Annotated in this window: 13 protein-coding genes; 7 read left to right on the forward strand and 6 right to left on the reverse strand. The window is 72.1% G+C overall.

The genetic code is table 11. From position 1 onward, the window contains the following. Window positions 1-26: 26 nt before the first annotated feature. Window positions 27-428 (forward strand): Hpt domain-containing protein, encoded by a 402-nt coding sequence (locus BM290_RS20825; RefSeq protein WP_093616513.1) that lies wholly within the window; start codon window positions 27-29, stop codon window positions 426-428. Window positions 429-439: 11 nt separating this feature from the next. Here the strand turns inward: BM290_RS20825 and BM290_RS20830 are convergent, their stop codons facing one another. Beyond that, window positions 440-1,603, reverse strand: a complete 1,164-nt coding sequence (locus BM290_RS20830; RefSeq protein ID WP_093616515.1) for a response regulator — start codon at window positions 1,601-1,603, stop codon at window positions 440-442. A gap of 194 nt (window positions 1,604-1,797) precedes the next feature. On the opposite strand from BM290_RS20830, the gene BM290_RS20835 reads away from it, so the two are divergent. Next, a complete protein-coding gene (locus BM290_RS20835) occupies window positions 1,798-2,982 on the forward strand; it encodes a GAF domain-containing sensor histidine kinase (RefSeq protein WP_093616517.1) in 1,185 nt (394 codons plus the stop codon). 72 nt (window positions 2,983-3,054) lie between these two features. Further along, window positions 3,055-4,659 (forward strand): methyl-accepting chemotaxis protein, encoded by a 1,605-nt coding sequence (locus tag BM290_RS20840; protein WP_093616713.1) that lies wholly within the window; start codon window positions 3,055-3,057, stop codon window positions 4,657-4,659. Here BM290_RS20840 and BM290_RS20845 read toward each other — a convergent pair. Together BM290_RS20845 and BM290_RS20850 are read right to left on the reverse strand one after the other, a co-directional pair. Further along, window positions 4,627-4,965, reverse strand: coding sequence for an STAS domain-containing protein (locus BM290_RS20845; protein ID WP_093616519.1), 339 nt, complete (start codon window positions 4,963-4,965; stop codon window positions 4,627-4,629). The genes BM290_RS20840 and BM290_RS20845 overlap by 33 nt on opposite strands. Then, entirely contained in the window at window positions 4,962-5,357 is a 396-nt protein-coding gene (locus BM290_RS20850; RefSeq protein WP_093616521.1) for an ATP-binding protein, read from the reverse strand. The genes BM290_RS20845 and BM290_RS20850 overlap by 4 nt, the downstream gene beginning before the upstream one ends. A gap of 96 nt (window positions 5,358-5,453) precedes the next feature. On the opposite strand from BM290_RS20850, the gene BM290_RS20855 reads away from it, so the two are divergent. The 3 genes from BM290_RS20855 to pflA are packed head-to-tail and all read left to right on the forward strand — an operon-like array spanning window position 5,454 to window position 10,401. Beyond that, window positions 5,454-7,421: an ATP-binding protein gene (locus BM290_RS20855; RefSeq protein ID WP_093616523.1), complete on the forward strand. Its 1,968-nt coding sequence runs from the start codon at window positions 5,454-5,456 to the stop codon at window positions 7,419-7,421. An 8-nt stretch (window positions 7,422-7,429) separates the two neighbouring features. After that, a complete protein-coding gene (gene pflB, locus BM290_RS20860; RefSeq protein ID WP_093616525.1) occupies window positions 7,430-9,670 on the forward strand; it encodes a formate C-acetyltransferase in 2,241 nt (746 codons plus the stop codon). Continuing rightward, entirely contained in the window at window positions 9,667-10,401 is a 735-nt protein-coding gene (gene pflA, locus BM290_RS20865; protein ID WP_093616527.1) for a pyruvate formate-lyase-activating protein, read from the forward strand. Before pflB ends, pflA begins: the two co-directional genes overlap by 4 nt. A 106-nt stretch (window positions 10,402-10,507) precedes the next feature. On the opposite strand, the gene BM290_RS20870 is transcribed toward pflA, so the two are convergent. The 3 genes from BM290_RS20870 to BM290_RS20880 form a co-directional block, all read right to left on the reverse strand. Continuing rightward, a complete protein-coding gene (locus BM290_RS20870) occupies window positions 10,508-12,163 on the reverse strand; it encodes a CocE/NonD family hydrolase (protein WP_093616529.1) in 1,656 nt (551 codons plus the stop codon). 46 nt (window positions 12,164-12,209) lie between these two features. Then, window positions 12,210-12,662 carry a MarR family winged helix-turn-helix transcriptional regulator gene (locus BM290_RS20875; protein ID WP_177319814.1) on the reverse strand — a complete coding sequence of 151 codons (453 nt, stop codon included), beginning with the start codon at window positions 12,660-12,662 and terminating at the stop codon, window positions 12,210-12,212. Between the two features lie 136 nt (window positions 12,663-12,798). After that, window positions 12,799-13,446 (reverse strand): response regulator, encoded by a 648-nt coding sequence (locus BM290_RS20880; RefSeq protein ID WP_093616533.1) that lies wholly within the window; start codon window positions 13,444-13,446, stop codon window positions 12,799-12,801. 161 nt (window positions 13,447-13,607) lie between these two features. Between BM290_RS20880 and BM290_RS20885 the strand changes: the two genes are divergently transcribed. After that, window positions 13,608-15,185 (forward strand): GAF domain-containing sensor histidine kinase, encoded by a 1,578-nt coding sequence (locus BM290_RS20885; RefSeq protein WP_239143626.1) that lies wholly within the window; start codon window positions 13,608-13,610, stop codon window positions 15,183-15,185. Window positions 15,186-15,193: the final 8 nt, after the last annotated feature.

Raw genomic sequence — 15,193 nt, forward strand, 5'->3', positions numbered from 1 at the left:
CCGCCGGCCGGGCGCACTATGAGCGGATGGAGACCGCTACGCAGCCGGAGGATCTCGCCCGGGTGGCCGGCGTACGGGCCCGGCTCGCCGATCTGGTCGAGCCGAAACCGTCGCCCGCCGAACTGGCTCTGGTGCTCCGGCTGCTCCGTTCGTTCGCCGCGAAGGCCCCTCTCGCGGCGGACGAGCTGGTCCGCCTGTTGCACGAGGGGGACCCGGCGCCGGTCCGGGAGCACGCGCACAGCCTGAAGGGGTCGGCCGCGAACATCGGGGCCGACGGGCTGGCGGCGATCTGCTCGCGGGTGGAGGACGCCGCCCGCGCCGGGGCCGTCACCGACCCCGGTCCGACGGGTGACCGCCTGCGCGCCGAGACCGACGGCGCGCTGCGGGCGGTCCGGGCGCTGACGGTCGAGTTCGAACGGACCTCCTGATGGGGTGCGGGTCAGGCGGCGGTGAGCACCGGCTCGATCAGACCCACCACCCGGGAGAAGTTGACCAGGCGGTCGAGCATCGCCTCGGTCACCACCGTGCCGCTGCCGATCAGCACGAGGCCGTTGGTCGCCATGACGTCCTGGGCCAGCCGCATCCCGACCTGGAGCTCGGCGATGGCGTAGGCGTGCGTGCTGTTGCTGTCCGGGCTCACCACGCCCTTGACCTGGCGCAGCGCGGCCAGCACGTGCGGCGCGCAGGTGCCCTGCTTGGTCAGCGAGTGGATGGCGATCTCCGGCGTACGGGACCGGGCGGCCGCCGTGTCGTACTCGATGGCCGTGCGTACCACGCTGATCGCGCCCTCCACCAGCGGCGACCAGCCGCCCGCCGGGGGTTTCTCGCCGGCCAGCCCGCGGACCGTGGACACCACGTCCTCGATCATCGGAATGTCCTTGATCAGCGGAAGCACCATCCCCGGCATCGCGTTGACGATCCGCTGCTCGTCCAGCGTGAGGTTGGCGCCCTCGGTGAGCTTGCTCATCACCTCGGCCGGCACGCTGACCGCGCCGATCTGCGAGGCCATCGCGGCGACCTCGATCTCCCACAGCCCGTCCAGCTCGAGGGCCGCGGTGAGCTCGCCGACCAGCTTGCGGATCCGGCCGGCCCGGGCGAAACCGAGCGGGCTGGACAGCTCGAGGATCCCGAAGAGGGCCTGCACGCTGGTCTTGAGCGTGGTGTCGACCATCTTGCGCTCGGCCATCGCGTGGTCGTGCCGGGTGACGGCGCCCTTGATCGCGTCCATGATGTCGCTGCGGGTGGCCGGTTTCGCCAGGTACCGGTAGACGCCGCCGGAGTTGATCGCGGCGATCACGGTCTTCATGTCGCCGTGGCCGCTGTGCAGGATGCGGATCACGTCCGGGTAGTCCTGCTGGATCTTCCCGAGCAGCTCGATGCCGTCCATGCCGGGCATCTTCACGTCACTGACCACCGCGGCGACGTTCTCGTTGGCGGCGAGCAGCTTCAGCGCCTGTTCGGCGTCCCCGGCCATCAGCAGCCGGTGGTCGCGGCCCAGCTGGATGGAGAGCGTCTCCAGCATCACGTCGTCGTCGTCGACGAGCAACAACGTCGGCTTCTTGATGGTGTCGGCATCGCTCGACCGGTACAGCTCGGTCCGCATCGTGGCCCTCCTTCGACTGACCGGCCTTCGGGGTACGTGGCTTCCTATCGCCTGTTCCGGGCGATGACTGAGGGTTGCCGGAACCGGATTTCGGTCCGGCGAACTCCTCAAGCCCCTCGCCGGTCCTGCCGAATGACGATCCACGAGCCACGGCGGAGATCCCGTCGGCTGCCGGCCGAGGAACGGACACCGATGTGAACGCAGTAGGGGAAGACGCCCGCCTCGCGGCGGTGCACAGCTACCGCCTGCTCGGCGGCCCGCGCCCGGTCGTGCTGGACGAGCTGACCCGGCTGGCCGGCGCCGTCCTCGGCACGCCGATGGCCACGGTGACCCTGATCGACGCCGAACGGGAGTGGTTCGCCGGCAAGACCGGGGTGCCCGGTGACGGCGGGCCGCTGACCACCTCGTTCGCCGCGCCGGTCGTCGACACCCGCGAGCCGCTGGTCGTCGAGGACACCCTCGCCGAGCCGCGGTACCGGGCGTGGGACTGCGTGCAGGGCGCCCCCAACATCCGCTTCTGGGCCGGGGTGCCGCTGGTCGACGAGGACGGGCACACCCTGGGCAGCCTGTGCGTGCTCGACGACAAGCCGGGCACCGTCGGCGACCGGCAGCTGGATCTGTTGCGGACCATGGCCGGGCAGGCCGCCGGGCACCTGGCCGCGCTGCGCAACCGGCAGCTGCTCGCCGAGATCGGCGACGAGCTGTCCCGGGCGATCAGCCGCGAGGAGGACTTCGTCGCGACCGTGTCGCACGAGCTGCGGACCCCGGTCACCACCATCCAGGGCTATCTGGAGCTGCTCGTCGACAACGAGGAGCTGGCGCCGTACCGGCGGCTGATCGATCCGATCCAGCGCAACGGCGAGCGCCTGGTCCGGATGGTCGACCACCTGCTGGCCGGCACCCGCCCGGCGGCCGCGCCGCTGCCGCTGCTGCGGGCCGGCACCGACCTGGCCGCGGTGGCCGAGGCGGCGGCCGCCTCCTGCCGGGGCCAGGCGGCGCAGCGGGACGTGCCGATCGTGATCGAGGCGGGAGCCGGACCGTACTCGGTGCCGGGCGACTTCACCCGGCTCAGCCAGGCGGCCGAGCACCTCGTACGCAATGCCGTGCTCTTCAGTGGCAGCGGGCAGACGGTGACCCTCCGGGTGACCGCGACCAGCCTGGAGGTCCTCGACTCCGGCGCCGGCATCCCGGCCGACGAGCTGCCGCATGTGGCGGAGCGGTTCTATCGCGGCCAGTTCGCCCGGGACCAGGCCGTTCCCGGTGTCGGGCTGGGCCTGAGCATCGCCGACCGGATCATGCGGGCGCACGGTGGCTCGCTCACCGTCGAGTCGGCCGGACCGGACCGGGGCACCTGTGCCCGGATGACCGTCCCGAAGTGATCATTGCCCCTCAGTGCCGCACCGGACTTGCCGATCAGAGGGTCGGAGACCGGCTACCGGGCGGGGGACTCGATGGCGATTCTGCGGCGGATGCGACTCGCCGGGCGTCTCGGTGGCGCCTTCCTGACGGTGCTGACCGTGCTCGGCGTGGCCGTCGGCATCGGCGCGTGGGGCCTGACCAGGCAGTCGGCGTCGGCGGACGAGCTGCGGGGTCTGCTGCACCTGATGCACCAGGTCGACGAGCAGAAGTACTTCAACGGTGACATCTCCGGCTGGCAGATCGCCTACGTGTGGGACACCCGCCGCCTGGGCCCGGTGCAGGCGGTCAGCCCCGACAACGACAACCGCAAGGGTTTCCAGGCCGACTTCGACCTGCTCACCAAGCTGCTGGCGGAGACCGACACGGCGGCCATGACCGACGCCGAGCGGGCCGACTTCGACAAGCTCCGCGGCCTGTGGGACAAGTTCAAGTCGACCGACGACCAGATGGTGGCCCTGTACGCCGCGGGCCGCATCACCGAGGGCGACGACCTGCTGCTCAAACAGAGCTACCAGATCTACTTCGACATCATCGGGGCGACCGGCAGCCTGGTCACGTCGGTCGTCGGACGGGCCGACCACGCGGCGCAGAGCGCTCAGGACGAGGCCGCCGAGCTGCGTACCGTGATGATCGTCGTCTTCGTCCTGGCGGTGATCGCCGCCGCCCTCTGCACGGTGGCCGTGACCCGCAGCGTCACCGGCCCGGTCGGCCGGCTGGTGGAGGTGCTGCGCGGGATGGCCCGCGGCGACCTGACCCTGCGCCCGGACACCACCGGCAACGACGAGCTCGCCGTGATGTCGCGCGCCGTGGACGAGGCCGTCGCCGGGGTGAAGACCACTGTCGCCGAGATCGTCGACAACGGCGGCCGGCTCACCGGCGCGTCGGACACCATGCGCCGGGTCAGCCGTGCGATCGACAGCGCCATCGCCGAGGCGGATCAGCAGGCCGGGATGGCCGCGGCAGCCGCGAGTGGGGTCTCCGGCAACGTGCACACGGTCGCCGCCGGCACCGAGCAGATGGGCTCGGCGATCACCGAGATCTCCCGCAACGCCGCCGACGCGGCCCAGGTCGCCACCGACGCGGTCGCCGCCGCCCGGGCCACCAGTGAGACGATCAACCGGCTCGGCGAGTCGTCGGCGCAGATCGGCGACGTCATCGAGACGATCACCGCGATCGCGTCGCAGACCAACCTGCTGGCGCTGAACGCGACCATCGAGGCGGCCCGGGCCGGCGAGTCCGGCAAGGGCTTCGCCGTGGTCGCCAGCGAGGTCAAGGACCTGGCCCAGGAGACCGCGCGGGCCACCGAGAAGATCTCCCAGCAGATCGCGGCGATCCAGAGCGACACCGGGCAGGCGGTGACCGCGATCGACGAGATCAGCCGGATCATCGAACAGATCAGCGACTTCCAGACCACCATCGCCTCGGCCGTGGAGCAGCAGAGCGCCACCACCGCCGAGATGAGCCGCGGGGTGAGCGAGGCCGCGGCCGGCGTCACCGACATCGCCGGCAACATCGCGCACGTCGCGCAGGGCACCGCGTCGAGCCGGGAGGCGGTCAGCGAGGTGGCCCGGACCGCCGAGGACGTGCAGACGCTCGCCGACCGGTTACGCGCGTCCGCCGGCCGTTTCTCGATCTGATCCCGGCTCGCCCACCAGCAGGTCGTGGACGCCGGTGACGGTCAGCGACCGCAGCACGATGCCCCGCGGCCGGTGCGCCCGGAAGGCGATGCCGGCCCGCGCCGCGGTCTCCCGCGCGGCCAGCAGCACGTCGATGCCGGACGAGTCGCAGAAGGTCAGCCCGTGCAGGTCGACGACCAGCTCCTCCGGGCGGTCGCCGAGGGCCGCCGCGACCTGCTCCTCGAACAGGTCGCCGGTGTCCAGGTCGAGCTCCCCGCGCAGCATCAGCCGGGTCACCTCGCCGTCGTCGAGCCGGACGATCCTCACGACGCGCTCCCCCGCGGGCAGGGCGCCAGCTCCACCAGCACCCGCTTGCCGCCTCGGTAGTTCTCCACGGTCCAGCTCTCGGCCAGCGCCTCGATCAGGGCGATGCCGCGGCCGCCGTCGCCGTCCGGATCACGGCGGCGCGGCACCACCGACGAGCCGTCGGCGACCGACACGATCACCCGCTCGTCGTGGGCCTCCAGGTGCAGCGCCACGCAGCCGCCGCCGTGCCGGACCGCATTGGTGACCAGCTCGCTGACGACCACGGCGGCCGCGTCGAGCCAGTCGGCATTCCGGAAGCCCCAGCCGCCCAGGACCGCCGTCACGGCACGGCGGGCGGCGGCGGGAGCACCGCGATCGAGTGGGACGTCCAGGTGGGCGGTCAGCTCGCTCATGCAAAACCCCGAGAATCGCCGATATGCGGCTGCACGGTACCCCCCTTCCGCCAGAGACGAAACCTCTGCCGGATTTATCATGATTTAGTAAATGGCATGGCATCGGTGCTGGTCGTCGAGGACAACCCGGAACATCAAGCGGTGATCGCCGAGGTGGTCCGCCGTCTCGGGCACTCCGCCACCCTGGCCGGCGACGGCCGCGAGGGTCTGGCCGCCGCCGTCGCCGCCCCGCCCGACCTGGTCGTCGCCGACGTCGACATGCCGCACCTGGACGGTATCCGGATGTGCCGGGCGCTGCGCGAGCACCCGGCCACCGCCACCGTCCCGGTCGTGCTGATCACCGCCTACCTGCCGCCCGGCGACACCTCGCTGGCCTCGGCCGAGGCCGACGCCGTGGTGCCCAAGCCGTTCAGTGTGCGGGAGCTCTCCGAGACGCTGCGGACCTGCCTGGAGTCGCCGCCGCCCCGGCACGACCCGGCGTTCACCGAGGCCCTGCTGCGCAGCCTGGACGCCGGGGTGGTGGCCTGCGACCTGGACGGCCGGCTCGTGGTGATCAACCAGGCGGTCCGCGACTTCTTCGGCGACGAGAGCCTCGGCGTGCCGGCCCGCGACTGGGCCGAGCGGTTCGGGCTGCGCCGCCACGACGGCAGCCCGCTGCCCCCCGACGAGGTGGCCCTCTACCGGGCGCTCGGCGGCGAGGAGATCCGGCACGACGGGGTGCTCGCCCACGACCGGCAGAACCGGCGCCGCTGGTTCGCGATCAACGCGCGGCCGGTCCGGGACGCGAGCGGCAACATCCTCGGGGCGGTCGCGGCCGTCCACGACGTCACCGCCGAACACCACCAGCACCAGTACGAGCGGTGTAAGACCGAGGTGCTCAAGGCGCTGGTGCACGCACCCGACGCGGACCGGGCGGGCACCGAGGTGCTGCGCGCGATCTCCACCGAGCTGGGCTGGCCGTACCTGCGGCTGTGGCTGGTCGATCCGGTCTCGGACCGGCTGCGCCCGGCCGCCACCCATCTGGCCGACGGCGCCCCGCCGATCCAGTCGCCCGCCGTGCTGGACCGCGGCGAGGGCCTGGCCGGGGCGTGCTGGGCCGGCGGCGAGCCGATCTGGGTGCCGGACCTGCGTGCCCCGGATCTGCCGGCGGCGGTGGAGGCCGAGCACTACCGGGCCGCGGTGGCGGTGCCGGTGCGCAGCGCCGACAACGTGATCGGCGTGCTCAGCTTCTTCACCGTCGAGCACCAGGAGCCCGACCCGGCGCTGACCGTCCTGCTCAGTGGCATCGCCGGGCACATCGGCGGCTATCTGGAGCGGCGCCGGGCCGAGGAGCTGTCGAACCAGCTGGCGGCGAGCATCGGCGAGTACATCGCGCTGGTCGGTCACGAGCTGCGCACCCCGCTCACCTCGATCGGCACCTACACCGACCTGATCGCCGAGGAGGACGACACCACCACCGTCGGGGAGGTCCGTGAGCTGCTCGGGGTGATCGAGCGCAACAACGCCCGGCTGCGCTCGCTGGTCGAGCGGCTGCTCGACCTGTCCGCGCTGGAGGCCGGGCACGCCCAGCTCACCGTCGGCGACGTGGACCTGGCCGCGGTGATCGCCGAGGCGCTGCCGGACGCGCCGATCCGCACCGACCTGCCGGCCCGGCTGGTGATCCCCGGCGACCGGGCCCGGCTGCGGCAGGTCGCCGAGAACCTGATCGGCAACGCGGTCAAGTACAGCCCGGACGGCGCCACCGTGCACGTGGCGCTGACCGCCGACGACGACGCCGCGGTGCTGACCGTCAGCGACTCGGGCATCGGCATCCCGTCCGGCGAACGGGACCGGCTCTTCGCCCGCCTCTACCGGGCCACCAACGCCCGGCACAGCGGTATCCCGGGCGCCGGGCTGGGGCTGGCGCTCAGCCGGGCCATCGTCGAGCTGCACCGGGGCACGATCACGCTCAGCGGCAACGAGGGCGGCGGCACGGTGGCGACGGTCCGGCTTCCCCGCCGGTCCGGGACCTCTGGCCCTGCCCGCCCGGGACGCCGGGACGAGACCCTGGGAGGGAACCACTAGGAGGGGTCATGCTGGGAGGAAAGATGGACGCGTGGCGCGGATTCGCGGGCACGACGTGGCGCACCGGGATCGACGTGGCCGGGTTCATCCACGACAACGTCCGGCCGTACGACGGTGACGCCGCCTTCCTGGCCGGGCCGACACCACGGACCACCGGGATCTGGGCGAAGCTCACCGAGATGTTCGCGGTGGAGCGGGCCAACGGCATCTACGACGCCGACGCGTCCACCCCGTCGACGATCACCGCGCACGCCCCCGGCTACATCGACCGTGACGCCGAGCTGATCGTCGGCCTGCAGACCGACGCGCCGCTGCGCCGGGCCATCATGCCGTTCGGTGGCCTCCGGATGGTCGAGGGCGGGCTCAAGGCGTACGGCCGGGAGCTGGACCCCGGCATCAAGAAGGTGTTCACCGACTACCGCAAGACCCACAACGCCGGGGTCTTCGACGCCTACCCGGCCGACGTCCTCGCAGCCCGGCGCTCGCACATCATCACCGGCCTGCCCGACGCCTACGGCCGCGGCCGGATCATCGGCGACTACCGCCGGGTCGCCCTCTACGGCGTGGACCGCCTGATCGAGGAGCGCAAGCAGATCCGGACCGCGCTGGACGCGCGCCTGTCGGTCGCCGACGTGATCCGCGACCGGGAGGAGATCTCCGAGCAGACCCGTGCGCTGGCCGAGCTGAAGACGATGGCCGCGTCCTACGGCTACGACATCTCGGGGCCGGCGACCACCGCGCAGGAGGCGGTCCAGTGGCTGTACTTCGCCTACCTGGCCGCCACCAAGGAGCAGAACGGCGCGGCCATGTCGCTCGGCCGGACCTCCACCTTCCTCGACGTCTACCTCGCCCGTGACCTCGACGAGGGCCGGATCACCGAGGAGTTCGCCCAGGAGCTGATCGACGACTTCGTGATCAAGCTGCGGATCGTCCGGTTCCTGCGCACCCCCGAGTACGACGAGCTGTTCTCCGGCGGCCCGACCTGGGTGACCGAGTCGATCGGCGGCATCGGCGCCGACGACCGCCCGCTCGTCACCCGGACCAGCTTCCGTTACCTGCAGACCCTCTACAACCTGGGCCCCGCGCCGGAGCCGAACATGACGGTCCTCTGGTCGCAGCGTCTGCCCGAGGGGTTCAAGCGGTTCTGCGCGCAGGTCAGCATCGACACGAGCAGCATCCAGTACGAGAACGACGACCTGCTGCGCCCCTACCTCAGTGACGACGCGGCGATCGCCTGCTGCGTGTCCGGCATGCGGGTGGGCAAGGACATGCAGTTCTTCGGCGCGCGGGCCAACATGGCGAAGGCGCTGCTCTACGCGATCAACGGCGGCCGTGACGAGATCAGCGGCGCGCAGGTGGCGCCCGCCTCCGCCTCGCTGGGTGGGGACGTCCTCGACTACGACGAGGTGTTCGAGGCCTACGACCGGACACTTGACTGGCTTGCCGAGATCTATGTTGATGCACTCAACGTCATCCACTACATGCACGACAAGTATGCCTATGAACGTCTGGAGATGGCGCTGCACGACTACCCCGTGCACCGTTTCCTGGCCACCGGCATCGCCGGTCTCTCGGTCGCCGTGGACAGCCTGTCGGCGATCAAGCACGCCCAGGTCAAGCCGGTCCGGGACGAGACCGGGCTGGTCATCGACTACGACGTGGACGGCGACTACCCGACCTTCGGCAACAACGACGACCGGGTGGACGCGATCGCGGTGGACCTGGTCGACCGGTTCATGGAGAAGATCCGCCGGCAGCCGATGTACCGCGGGGCCGAGCCCAGCCTGTCGGTCCTGACGATCACGTCGAACGTGGTCTACGGCAAGCACACCGGCAACACCCCGGACGGCCGTCGGCTCGGTGAGCCGTTCGCGCCCGGCGCCAACCCGATGAACGGCCGCGACAAGCACGGACTGGTGGCGGCGGCGCTGTCGGTGGCGAAACTGCCGTACCGCAGCGCCCGCGACGGCATCTCGCTGACCATCACCTCGACCCCGGACGGCCTCGGCCGCACGAAGGACGAGCAGGTCGGCAACCTGGTCGGCGTCCTCGACGGCTACACCGACGGGCACGGCTTCCACATGAACGTCAACGTCCTCGACCGGGCCACCCTGGAGGACGCGATGGAGCACCCGGAGAAGTACCCGCAGCTCACCATCCGGGTGTCCGGCTACGCGGTGAACTTCGTGCGGCTGACCAAGGCCCAGCAGCGCGACGTCATCTCCCGGACGTTCCACGGTTCGCTGTGACCGTCACCGGAAGTGTGCACTCGTTCGACGTCTCGACCGGCGTCGACGGGCCGGGAACGCGATTCGTCGCGTTCCTGGCCGGGTGCCCGCTGCGCTGCCAGTACTGCCACAGCCCGGACACCTGGTACCGGCGCAGCGGGCGGGAGATGGACGCCGACGAGCTGATGACCGAGATAACGCGATACGAGCGTTTCATCAAGGTCGCGCGGGGCGGCGTCACCCTCTCCGGAGGAGAGGCACTTCAACAGCCCGATTTCGTACGGGAGATCTTCACCCGTTGTCGCGCAAGAGGCCTCCACACCGCCCTGGACACCAGCGGCTACCTCGGCGCCAAGGCGTCCGACGAGCTGCTGGACGTGACCGACCTGGTGCTCCTGGACATCAAAGCCGGCGACGAGGAGACGTACCACCAGGTGACCCGGACCGGCACGCTGCAGCCGACGATCGACTTCGGACATCGCCTGGCCGACCGTGGCATCCCGATCTGGATCCGCTTCGTCCTGGTCCCCGGCCTGACCGACACCGTGGACAACGTGGACGCCGTGGCCCGGATCGCCGCCTCGATCCGCACCGTGGAACGCGTGGAGGTGCTGCCCTTCCACCGCCTGGGCGCCGCCAAGTACGCCGCCCTCAACCAGCCCTTCCCGCTCGCCGACACCCCCGCCCCGTCCCCCGAGCTGCTGGACCGGGTCCGGGCCCAGTTCCGCAGCCACCACCTGACCGTCTACTGACCGGGCGGGATCTGCGCCTCGACCAGGCCGGCCCGGGTCGTCCCGTGGTCCTCCAGCGGGCCGGGCAGCACCTCGACGCCGGACACCGCGGGCGCCGTGGGCGCGGTCACGGCGCCCACACCGGCAGTTCGAGGTGCGACGGGCGGGCCGGGTCGTGGGAGATCTCCTGCTCGGCGCGGTGCAGCGTGGCCGCGCTCCCGGCCGGTTCGCCGGAGCCGGGGTTGCGGGCGTACCGCGGGTGGGCGCCCGAGCTGACCTGCACGCTGATCCGGTGACCGGCCGCGAACGTGTGGAACGCCGGCCACAGCTCGATCTCGACCTCCTGGAAGTCGCCGCCGGAGACCTCGACGCGGCGGATCGCGTCGCACACGCTCATCGACCGCCCGTCCGGGTGCACGTCGCAGATGCGGACGAACACGTCGGCGCTGGGCCGCGACGACCGGAACCGGATCCGGGCGATCGGGGCGCCGGCGATCGTCACCGCCTCGGTCAGCACGTCGCCGCGGAACACGGCCACGTCGGGGCGGCTCTCGTGAGCGGTGTTGTCGACCGGGCCCTGCTTCGGCTCCAGGCTCGGGCCGCCGACCGCCGGGGTGGGGTCGGCGGGGTCGTAGACGTAACCGGTCACTCCCCCGTCGGGGACGCCGGTGTGCAGGCGGCCGCCCTCGTGCAGGTGCCAGGTCCGGCCGGTGACGGCGGGCGGCGGCCAGGACGGCAGGTCGTGCCATTGCCCGGCGCCGGTGCGGAAGGCGCGGACCGGGGCGGGCCGGGCGCTCGGCGTACCCAGGAAATGCTCTTTGAGGAACGCGGTGGCCTCGCCGACCGCGGTGGCGCCGAGCTCGCGGGCCGAGTGCCCCCACGGGCCGATGGTGAGCCGGGGCGGGCGGCCGGCGGCGGTGAGCCGGGCGTGGTTGCGCAGCTGCCAGGGCAGGAAGATGTCGTGCCAGCCGGTGATCATGTAGATCGGCGCGGTGACGTCGGTGACCGAGGCGGTGTGTGACTGGCCGGTCCAGTAGTCGTCGGTGAGCCGTTCGTGGGCGACCCAGTCGCGGTACCAGTGGATGCGGCGGCCGGTCGCGGCGACGTCGCCGGCGGACAGCGGCAGGGTGGCGAACCCGCGGAGCAGCCTGCGGTCCGGGCGGAGCATGCCGAGCAGCAACGGGAGCATCTCGCGGTGGATCATCCGGCTCATCATCTGGCTCCAGCCGAGCGCGTTGCGCAGCGCGAACGCCCCGTTGTCCCAGGTGATGGCCCCGAAGTCGGGCATCGTGACGAGCAGGCACAGCGCGTCGGGGGCGAGGTCCGGGTCGTCGCGCTGGAGTCTGCCGGCCACCGCCCACTGGGTGTAGCCCAGGTAACTGGGCCCGAACGTCGCGACCCGGCCGGTGCACCACGGCTGGGCGCGGACCCACCGGTGGGTGGCGATGCCGTCGCGCTGCTCGTCGACCTGCGGGGTGAAGACGCCGCCCGAGCCCCACGTGCCGCGGCAGCTCTGGAACAGCACCGGGAAACCCTCCCGGGCCAGGGCTTTCGCCTCGCCGGCGACGGGACCGCTGCGGCCGTACGGCCCGCGGATGACGATCGTCGGCAGGCGCGGATCGGGGTCGCCGGTGGGCAGGATCAGGTCGGCGAGCAGCTCCACGCCGTCGTCCATGGGGACCCGGAGGTTCTTGCGGATCTCGAAGTCGTGCGGGCCGGGGGTCAGCCCGCGGAGGGTCCTGGACTGCGCCCAGCGGGACAGCCGGTTGCGGAGCGTGCGCATGGTGGCTCCTTGCGGTTCGGCGCGGCCGGGGCGCCGCGCGGGAGGTTCAGCGGGTACGGCGTGGCGCGGCCAGCGCGTCGCGCAGGCGTTCCAGGACCGGCAGGGCCGCGGCGAGGACGGCCCGGTCGTCGTCGGTGAGGGTGCCGGCCGCGGCGGCGACGAGATCGCCGCCGGCCCGGTCGAAGCGGGTGAACAGGTCGAGGGCCTTCGCGGTGACGTGGACCTCGACGTGACGGCGGTCGCCGGGGCGCGGCCGGCGTTCCACCAGCCCGTCGGCCTCCATGGCGGTGAGCAGGTTGCTGACCGTGGGGCGGCTCAGGCCGAGCCGTCCGGCGAGTTCTCCGGGCGAGCTCGCGGTGTCGCGGGGCAGCGCGCGGATGATCTCGATCTGGGCGTCCGGGATCTCCGGGAGGTCTTCGGCGTCGCGGGCCGCCGCGAGCAGGGTGCGCCGCAGCGGGGAGATGACCGACGCGAGCCGGGCGGCATCGAGGCCGCTCATCCGGCGCCCCCGATCACGATCCTCATGGGCCGATAGTTTTGTGACAAACATGTTGCGTGTCAATGGCCCCCCACCGAAGACGCCGCGGACGGAAAACGGCCCGGGCGGAGAGCCCGGGCCGTGACGCGGATGGTTGTCAGTGGTGCGAGGGGTGGTCACCGAGGAGTTTGGTGGCCAGGACGGCAGCCTGGGTACGCCGCTCCAGCCCGAGTTTCGCCAGGAGGCTGGAGACGTAGTTCTTCACGGTCTTCTCGGCGAGGAACATCCGGCCCGCGATCTCGCGGTTGGTGAGGCCCTCGGCGACGAACTCGAGGATGCGGCGCTCCTGGTCGGTGAGCGAGGCCAGCTCGCGCGGCTGCTCGACGCCGTTGCGGATGCGCTCCAGGACACGCTGGGTGACGGCCGGGTCGAGCAGCGACTGGCCGGAGGCGACCCGGCGGACCGCGTCGACCAGGTCGGTGCCGCGGATCTGCTTGAGCACGTAACCGGAGGCGCCGGCCATGATCGCGGCGAAGAGCGCCTCGTCGTCCTCGTACGAGGTGAGGATCAGGCCCTTGATCGACGAGTCGACGGCCCGGACGTCACGGCAGACGTCGATGCCGTTGCCGTCCGGCAGCCGGGCGTCGAGAACCGCGACGTCGGGGCGCAGGGCGGGAATGCGCCGGGCCGCCTCCTGGGCGGACCCGGACTCGCCGACGACCTCGATGTCGCCGCCCGCCTGGAGCAGGTCGACGAGGCCGCGGCGGACGACCTCGTGGTCGTCGAGGAGAAAGACTCGGATCATGTCTCCTTCCTACCGCCCGGAGGCCCGGTCACCAAGGGCCTAAGGTCCCGCGCCGCGGCGACGGGGTGGCCGATAGCCTTCTAGTCGTGGCCGAAGGATCTACACCGTCGCTCGGACTGTCCCCGCTGTCCCGGGTCCGCCTCGACGAGTTGCTCCAGGAGATGCAGAACCGGGTGGGCGACATCGTCACCAGCCGGGAGCGATTGCGGTCCCTGCTCGACGCGGTCGTCGGCATCGGCACCGACCTCGACCTCAACAGCACGTTGCAGCGGATCGTCGAGGCGGCGTGCGCGCTGGCCGACGCGCGGTACGGCGCGCTGGGCGTGCTCGCGCCCGACCGCAACAGCCTGTCCGACTTCGTGACGCACGGCATCGACCCGGCGGCGCACGCGAAGATCGGCGACCTGCCGCACGGCCGGGGGGTGCTGGGCCTGCTGATCACCGAGCCGAAACCGGTGCGCCTGCCGGACATCACGAAGCATCCGAACTCGTTCGGCTTCCCGCCGCACCACCCGCCGATGCACAGCTTCCTCGGGGTGCCGGTGCGGACCAGGGAGCAGATATTCGGCAACCTGTATCTGGCCGAGAAACGCTCCGCCGAGCAGTTCACCGACGACGACGAGGAGCTGGTGGTGGCGCTGGCCGCCGCGGCCGGTGTGGCGATCGACAACGCCCGGCTGTATGAGCTGGCCCAGCGCCGCCAGCGGTGGCTGTCCGCGGCGGCCGAGATCACCAGCGTGCTGCTCGGCACCGTACGGCGTACCGAGGCGCTGCGGCTGATCGCCCGGCGGGCCCGTGAGGTGGCCGACGCGGAGCTGGTGCTGGTGCTGCTCTTCGAGCCGGACGGCGACCGCTACCGGATCGAGGTGGTGGAGGGCGGCGACTCGGGTCTGACCGGTCAGGTGCTGCCGGCGTTCGACGACTCGTACCGGCTGGTGGAGAACCTGCGCGACGCCGCCGAGTGGCCCGGCCCGCTGCCCGACGGCCCGGCCCTGGTCGCGCCGTTGCAGAGCAGCCCGCAGGGTGTGCTGATCGTGAGCGGCCCGGCCAGCCCCGACGACGCGGCGCTGCTGTCGACGTTCGCCGGGCAGGCGGCGCTGGCGCTGGAGCGGGCCCGCGCGCAGGAGGAGCGGGAGTTGCTGGCCGTCCTGGAGGACCGCGAGCGGATCGCCCGTGACCTGCACGACGTGGTGATCCAGCGGCTGTTCGCGACCGGCATGCAGTTGCAGGGCGCGATGGCCCCGGGCGTGCGGCCCGAGGTGGTGCAGCGGATCAACACGGCCGTCGACGACCTGGACTCGACGATCAAGGACATCCGCCGGTCGATCTTCGAGCTGCGGGCGCCGGTGGGCGCGACGTTGCGGACCGAGTTGCGCGACACCTGTGACGCCGCGCTGGACACGCTCGGGTTCCGGCCGCTGCTGGAGACGTCCGGGCCGGTGGAGAGCGCCGTGCCGGACGACATCGTGCCGGAGCTGATCGCCGTGCTGCGCGAGGCGCTGTCCAATGTCGCCCGGCACGCGCAGGCCCGCAGCGTGCGGGTCTCGGTGCGGGTCGCCGACCGGCAGGTGATCCTGCAGGTCGAGGACGACGGGGTGGGCGTCGACCCGAGCCTGGCCCGCGGCGGCGTGGTCAACATGGGTGAGCGGGCGCAGGATCTGGGCGGCGAGTTCGAGATCGGGCCCCGGCCGGACGGCGGCGGCACGCTCGTCACGTGGCGCGTCCCGATCGGCGGCTGACCGGGACC

Origin of the sequence: Actinoplanes philippinensis, from assembly GCF_900113015.1 — a bacterium.
GTDB lineage: Bacteria > Actinomycetota > Actinomycetes > Mycobacteriales > Micromonosporaceae > Actinoplanes > Actinoplanes philippinensis.

Bases quoted from the DNA above. Each gene is read 5' to 3' on its own strand.
- BM290_RS20885 (WP_239143626.1), top strand. From the start codon at position 13,608: ATGCAGAACCGGGTGGGCGACATCGTCACCAGCCGGGAGCGATTGCGG.
- BM290_RS20840 (WP_093616713.1), top strand. From the start codon at position 3,055: ATGGCGATTCTGCGGCGGATGCGACTCGCCGGGCGTCTCGGTGGCGCC.
- BM290_RS20855 (WP_093616523.1), top strand. From the start codon at position 5,454: ATGGCATCGGTGCTGGTCGTCGAGGACAACCCGGAACATCAAGCGGTG.
- BM290_RS20880 (WP_093616533.1), bottom strand. From the start codon at position 13,446: ATGATCCGAGTCTTTCTCCTCGACGACCACGAGGTCGTCCGCCGCGGC.
- BM290_RS20850 (WP_093616521.1), bottom strand. From the start codon at position 5,357: ATGAGCGAGCTGACCGCCCACCTGGACGTCCCACTCGATCGCGGTGCT.
- BM290_RS20875 (WP_177319814.1), bottom strand. From the start codon at position 12,662: ATGAGCGGCCTCGATGCCGCCCGGCTCGCGTCGGTCATCTCCCCGCTG.
- BM290_RS20830 (WP_093616515.1), bottom strand. From the start codon at position 1,603: ATGCGGACCGAGCTGTACCGGTCGAGCGATGCCGACACCATCAAGAAG.
- pflB (WP_093616525.1), top strand. From the start codon at position 7,430: ATGCTGGGAGGAAAGATGGACGCGTGGCGCGGATTCGCGGGCACGACG.
- BM290_RS20825 (WP_093616513.1), top strand. From the start codon at position 27: ATGGAGACCGCTACGCAGCCGGAGGATCTCGCCCGGGTGGCCGGCGTA.
- BM290_RS20870 (WP_093616529.1), bottom strand. From the start codon at position 12,163: ATGCGCACGCTCCGCAACCGGCTGTCCCGCTGGGCGCAGTCCAGGACC.